This is a genomic window from Streptomyces sp. CB02400 (genome assembly GCF_001905725.1).
In the GTDB taxonomy this organism is placed as follows: Bacteria; Actinomycetota; Actinomycetes; order Streptomycetales; family Streptomycetaceae; genus Streptomyces; species Streptomyces atrovirens.
Map to the genome: position 1 here is coordinate 318,509 of NZ_LIWB01000009.1, position 6,279 is coordinate 324,787.

The following is a 6,279-nucleotide window of genomic DNA, read 5'->3' on the forward strand; positions in this document are numbered from 1 at the left end:
TAGGGTCGGGGCATGGCTACTCCTGACTTCATCCGCACCCTGCGCGCCTCCGCCGGTCATCAGCTCCTCTGGCTCCCCGGGGTCACCGCGCTCGTCTTCGACGACGAGGGCAGAGTCCTGCTGAACCGCCGGACCGACACCCGCAAGTGGTCGGTGATCGGCGGCATCCCCGACCCCGGGGAGCAGCCCGCGGCCTGCGCCGTGCGGGAGGTCGAGGAGGAGACCGCGGTGCGCTGCGCCGTCGAGCGGGTCGTACTGGTCCAGGCGCTGGACCCGGTGACGTACGGCAACGGCGACGTCTGCCAGTACATGGACATCACCTTCCGCTGCCGTGCCCTCGGCGGCGAGGCACGGGTCAACGACGACGAGTCGCTGGACGTCGGCTGGTTCGCCGTGGACGCGCTGCCGGAGCTGAACGAGTTCGCGCACTTCCGGATCAAGCAAGCCATGTCCGACGCACCCACATGGTTCGACCCCACTGGAACTGGCTGAACTGTAGGGCTTGCCCACATGGGGCACCGTGGGGGTGCTGCCTAGGGTCGAGACATGACCGCGCCCCGTGCCCTTCCGGCCCCTCACGCCACCCCGCTCGACCTCGGTGGCCGTACCGCCCTCGTCACCGGCGCCGCCGGCGGCATCGGCCGCGCCTGCGCGCTGCGGCTCGCGGCCGCCGGTGCCGAGGTCAGAGCCGTCGACCGGGACGCCGCGGGCCTGGAAGCGCTCGCCGAGGCGGCCCGGGGCGCCGGGGGCGCCGTCGAGCCGCACGTCCTCGACCTCACCGACCTGGACGCCGCCGAACTCGCCGCCGCCGGCACCGACGTGCTGGTCAACAACGCCGGGCTGCAGTTGGTCCGCCCCATCGAGGAGTTCCCGCCCGACGTCTTCCACACGGTGCTCACCGTGATGCTGGAGGCACCCTTCCGGCTCATCCGGGGCGCCCTGCCCCACATGTACGGCCAGGGATGGGGCCGCATCGTCAATGTGTCCTCGGTCCACGGTCTGCGCGCCTCTGCTTATAAGTCCGCCTATGTGGCCGCCAAACACGGTCTGGAGGGACTGTCCAAGACCACCGCCCTCGAAGGGGCGCCCCGCGGCGTCACCTCCAACTGTGTGAACCCCGCCTATGTGCGCACCCCACTGGTCGAGAAGCAGATCGCCGACCAGGCCCGGACCCACGGCATCCCCGAGGAACGTGTCCTGTCCGAGGTGATGCTGCGGGACAGCGCCGTCCGGCGGCTCATCGAACCGGAGGAGGTCGCCGAGGCGGTGGCCTATCTGTGCGGCCCCCAGGCGTCCTTCGTGACCGGCACCTCACTGGTCCTGGACGGCGGCTGGACCGCGCACTGAGGCATCGGCCACCAGCGGCCGGCCGTCGGCCGACGGAGTTTTCCACAGGCCTGACGGGGCGGCCGCGGGATGGGGAATCCTGTGAGCATGTCCCGCGATCACGTGCAGTCCGCCGAGCGCCCCGCCCCCGCTGCCGGAGCGCCGGGCCGGACGCGTCCCGACGCCGGCCCCGCCTCCGGCAGCGCCGAGACGCCGTTCCTGGAGCTGCTGGCCCGCGGCGCCTCCGCCGAGGCGTACGAGCAGCCGGTGCTGCTCGCCCGCGCCGAGGGACTGCCCGCAGAGCGGATCGCCGCCCTCCAGCAGGCCAAGGTGCTCGCCCTGCGGGTGCGCGCGGAGCTGGAGGGGCGTCGCCGCCGGGAGGCCGAGCTGTCCGCCCTCTTCGAGACCGCCCACGACCTCGCCGGACTGCGCGACCTGGACGCCGTGCTCCAGGCGATCGTGCAGCGCGCCCGCTCCCTGCTCGGCACCGACGTGGCCTACCTCAGCCTGAACGACCCGGCCAGGGGTGACACCTACATGCGGGTCACCGAGGGCTCGGTCGCCGCCCGCTTCCAGCAGCTGCGCCTCGGCATGGGGGAGGGACTCGGCGGCCTCGTCGCCCAGACCGCCCGCCCCTACGTCACCGACGACTACTTCCGCGACGACCGCTTCCAGCACACCCACAGCATCGACACCGGCGTGCGGGACGAGGGACTCGTCGCCATCCTCGGCGTGCCGTTGATGCTCGGACACCACGTCATCGGCGTCCTGTTCGCCGCGGACCGGCGGGCCAGGGTCTTCGAACGGGAGCAGATCGCCCTGCTCGGTTCCTTCGCCGCCCTCGCCGCGGCCGCCATCGACACCGCCAACCTGCTCGCCGAGACCCGCTCGGCCCTCGCCGGCCTGGAACGCGCCAACGAGATCATCAAGGACCGCAGCGCGGTCATCGAGCGCGCCTCCGACGTCCACGACCGGCTCGCCGAGCTGGTCCTGCGCGGCGGCGGGGTGCACGACGTGGCCGCCGCCGTCTCCCAGGTCCTGGACGGCACGGTCGAGTTCACCGAGGCCACCGCGGCCCCCGCCCAGGCCCTGGAGTCCTCACGGGCGGAAGGCCACGCGGTACGGCACCGGGACGACTGGATCGCCGCGGTGGCCGCCGGCGACGAACTCCTCGGCGCGCTGGTCCTGCGCGGCCACCCAGGCCTCGACCCCGTCGACCAGCGCACGCTGGAACGCGCGGCCATGGTCACCTCACTGCTGCTGCTCGCCCGCCGCTCCGCCGCCGAGGCCGAACAGCGCGTCCGCGGCGAACTGCTCGACGACCTGCTCGACGCCCGCGACCGCGACCCACGCCTGCTGCGCGAGCGCGCGGCCCGGCTGCACGCCGACCTCGACGCCACCCACGCCGTGCTCGCCGCCCGCCTGGAGGGCCCCGCCGCCGACGCCGAGGAGGAGGCGGACGCCCGCAGACGGCTGTGGGCCGCGGCCTCCCACCTCGCGGCCACCCGGCAGGGCCTCGCCGCCGCACGCGACGGTGGCACCGTCCTGCTGCTGCCCCTCGCCCCCGGCGACACCGCCACAGAGCTGGCCCGCCGCACCGCCCGCCACCTGGGCACGGCCGTCCACGAACCGGTCACCGTCGGCGCGTCCGCCCCGGTCGAACACCTCACCGCCCGCCCCGACACCGTGGCGGCGGCCTACGCGGAGGCCCGCCGCTGCCTGGACGCCCTCCGCCTCCTCGGCCGCGCCGGTGACGGCTCCGCCGCCGAGGACTTCGGCTTCCTGGGGCTGCTGCTGGCCGGCGAGCGGGACATCACCGGCTTCGTGACCCGCACCATCGGCCAGGTCGTGGCGTACGACGAACGACGCGGCACTGAGCGGCTGCGCACCCTCGACGCCTACTTCGCCTGCGGTACGAGCCCCGCCCGCACCAAGGACGAACTGCACGTCCACGTCAACACGGTCGCCCAGCGGCTGGAACGCGTCGGCCGCCTCCTCGGCGACGACTGGCAGAGCCCGGCCCGGGCCCTGGAGATCCAGCTCGCCCTGCGCCTGCACCGCCTGTCCGCGGGCACGCCGCCTCCCGCACGGCACTGACCCCCGTACGCGGGGCGCGTACGGGGGGCCGGCGCCCTGCGGGATCAGACGGTGCGCGCGTCCTGGACCGCCTCGACCGGTCCGTCCGCGTCATCCGACGGGTCCGCGTCCGCCAGGTCCCGGTGCCGGGTCTCCTCGGCGGCCGCCACGGCGACGACCGTCAGCAGGCTCGCCGCGATGACGTAGAGCGAGATCGGCGTGGAGCTGCCGTAGTCCGAGAGCAGCGCCGTGGCGATGAGCGGCGCCGGCGCACCCGCGGCGACGGAGGCGAACTGGGCGCCGATGGAGGCACCGGAGTAGCGCATCCGGGTCGCGAACATCTCGGAGAAGAAGGCGGCCTGCGGCGCGTACATCGCCCCGTGCAGCACCAGACCCACGGTCACCGCCAGCAGCAGGTTCGCGAATCCGCCGGTGTCGATCAGCGCGAAGAACGGGAACATCCACAGCCCCACCCCGACCGCGCCGATCAGATACACCGGACGCCGGCCGAGCCGGTCGGACAACGCACCCCAGCCCGGGATGACGGCGAAGTGGATCGCCGAGGCGATGAGCACCGCGTTGAGCGCGGTCTGCTTCGAAACCCCGGCGGACGTGGTCGCGTACACGAGGATGAACGCGGTGATCACGTAGTAGCTGATGTTCTCCGCCATACGTGCCCCCATCGCCACCAGCACGTCACGCCAGTGGTGCCGCAGGACCGCCACGACCGGCATCCGTTCGGCGCCCGCGTCCGCCTTACGGGCCTCGGCCCGCTCCAGCGCCTGCTTGAACACCGGCGATTCATCGACAGAGAGACGAATCCACAAGCCTACGATCACCAGCACCCCGGACAGCAGGAACGGGATCCGCCAGCCCCATGCCTCGAACGCGGAGTCCGACAGCACGGCGGTCAGCAGCGACAGCACACCGGTCGCGAGCAACTGCCCCGCCGGCGCGCCGGTCTGTGGCCACGAGGCCCAGAACCCGCGCCGCCGCGCGTCCCCGTGCTCGGACACCAGCAGCACGGCACCGCCCCACTCACCGCCGAGCGCGAACCCCTGGACCAGCCGCAGCACGGTGAGCAGCACGGGCGCGGCGCTGCCGATGGTGGCGTGCGTGGGCAGCAGCCCGATCGCGAACGTCGCCCCGCCCATCATCAACAGGCTCAGCACCAGCAGCTTCTTGCGCCCGAGCCGATCCCCGTAGTGCCCGAAGACCAGCGCGCCGAGCGGCCGCGCGGCGAACCCGACGGCGTACGTCAGGAACGACAGCAGCGTCCCGACCAGCGGATCGGAGTCCGGGAAGAACAACTTGTTGAAGACGAGCGCGGCGGCGGAACCGTAGAGGAAGAAGTCGTACCACTCGATGGTGGTGCCGATGAGGGACGCGGCGACGATGCGCTTGAGGTTGTTCGGGGCTGGTGGAGCGGTTGCGGGCGACGACATCGGCACCACTTCCTGAGGTGTGACGGGGACGTTTGCGTGTCGCCACACCGTAGGAATCCGCAGGTCAGGCGCACATGTGGCGGGGCAACATAGTTCGAGGGTCGGCTATGCGTGCGGCCACCATGCCGGCTCATGGAAAGGCGTCTCAGGGGCTCGATGGTGGTCGAAACGAGTGCCGTCCGGGACGCGCAGTTCAGGGTGATTCGACGGTGCGGTGCTGACTCCAGTGCCCGAGGAACGGCTTCAAGTCGTCGGCTCGTGGTTCGGGGATGTCGGGCATCCGGGGTGGCTGGTTCAGTGGGTCGAGACGCTCGACGGCGGCTACTGCCCAGCTGATCCATGCCTCGGCTTCGGTCTGGTTCGGCCTGGGGGCAGGGTCTCGACTCGTGTGCGTACGGCGCTCACGTATTCGGTCGGTCGGGTCGCGTGGCGCCATGCCGCTTCCTGCTCTTCGAGGTGTCTGACGCGGTACGCCTCGGCGTACTGGACGCGCGCCCTTTCCACGGCGGCTTCCCAGCGGATGCGCTTCTGCCGTGCTGTCTCGAGTTCGTCCAGGCGTCGGCGTTCGGCGGCTTCACCGCGGAGCGTGACCTCTTGGGCGATCTCGGCGAGCCGGTCTTCGAGGGGGCGGCCGGGGGTGTCGGCCCATTCGCTCGCCCGGTGCGGCTGGCCGCCGTTGAGGCTCAAGCGGAGACGCTCGTACGGGGTGTGGTCGAAGCGGGGGGTCCTGATCCGGGAGTACTTCTTGGCCTCGGCGAGTTCCTTCTCCGTCGCGCCATGCTCGGTCCGGTCCTTGTCCTGGAGGACGAGGAGACCCACCGTGTGCCCTTGAGCGGTGATGGTGAAGTGGGGAGATGCCCTGCGGCGGCGGTGAGACGGGGTGCAGAGCCCGTCTTTCCTGCCGAACAGGATTGTCCTTCGGACTCGGTGGCGGTGATCAGTGCCTGGATGAGCCGGAGGGCACGCCCTTGGACGGGCTTGGTCAGGCCCGGCGGCTGGGGTTCGCTTTGCATGGCCCGGACCATGCTGTGCGGCCGAGTGAGCCGGGAGGGGACGGGACGAGGTCGAGGACGGCAAGGCCGTGTCCGGGACGGACATCTCCGCGACCACCGCGGCCACCGGCTCGCGCGTCACCCGCAGCCGCGACCACGTCTCCCGCTCGGCCTCCAGCCGTGCCGTCAACTCTGCGATCCGGGACTCAAACTCCTCCACCCGCACCCGGCAGCCGCCTCCCGGGCCTCCAGCCCCTCGATCAACGACACCATCGACACCGCCTCCTCCACCGTCACAGCAGGAGATCAGGGACAGGCGGCTGCTCGAACGTCACCGTTGGACTCCTCGGTACAGCTCGCCCGGAGTGCCGTGGCAGACACCCGACACGGTGTGGCCCGAAGGATGGTGTCCCCGGCGGGTGGGTTGCGTCCTGGGAAGT

5 protein-coding genes are annotated in these 6,279 nt (G+C 72.0%); 3 read left to right on the forward strand and 2 right to left on the reverse strand.

Annotation, left to right across the window (positions count from 1 at the left end; all coding sequences use genetic code 11):
• Positions 1-12 precede the first annotated feature (12 nt).
• From AMK33_RS23200 to AMK33_RS23210, 3 genes are all read left to right on the forward strand, one after another.
• A complete protein-coding gene (locus AMK33_RS23200; RefSeq protein WP_073934837.1) occupies positions 13-492 on the forward strand; it encodes an NUDIX hydrolase in 480 nt (159 codons plus the stop codon).
• Positions 493-546: 54 nt separating this feature from the next.
• Positions 547-1,347, forward strand: coding sequence for a 3-hydroxybutyrate dehydrogenase (locus AMK33_RS23205; RefSeq protein ID WP_073934838.1), 801 nt, complete (start codon positions 547-549; stop codon positions 1,345-1,347).
• A gap of 87 nt (positions 1,348-1,434) precedes the next feature.
• Entirely contained in the window at positions 1,435-3,423 is a 1,989-nt protein-coding gene (locus AMK33_RS23210) for a helix-turn-helix domain-containing protein (protein WP_073934839.1), read from the forward strand.
• 44 nt (positions 3,424-3,467) lie between these two features.
• Here AMK33_RS23210 and AMK33_RS23215 read toward each other — a convergent pair whose 3' ends face one another.
• A complete protein-coding gene (locus AMK33_RS23215) occupies positions 3,468-4,847 on the reverse strand; it encodes an MFS transporter (protein ID WP_201263066.1) in 1,380 nt (459 codons plus the stop codon).
• A 321-nt stretch (positions 4,848-5,168) separates the two neighbouring features.
• Entirely contained in the window at positions 5,169-5,666 is a 498-nt protein-coding gene (locus AMK33_RS23220; protein ID WP_235618170.1) for a hypothetical protein, read from the reverse strand.
• Positions 5,667-6,279: the final 613 nt, after the last annotated feature.

Coding starts and splice junctions, on each gene's coding strand:
- AMK33_RS23200 (WP_073934837.1), top strand. CDS start 13: ATGGCTACTCCTGACTTCATCCGCACCCTGCGCGCCTCCGCCGGTCAT.
- AMK33_RS23205 (WP_073934838.1), top strand. CDS start 547: ATGACCGCGCCCCGTGCCCTTCCGGCCCCTCACGCCACCCCGCTCGAC.
- AMK33_RS23210 (WP_073934839.1), top strand. CDS start 1,435: ATGTCCCGCGATCACGTGCAGTCCGCCGAGCGCCCCGCCCCCGCTGCC.
- AMK33_RS23215 (WP_201263066.1), bottom strand. CDS start 4,847: ATGTCGTCGCCCGCAACCGCTCCACCAGCCCCGAACAACCTCAAGCGC.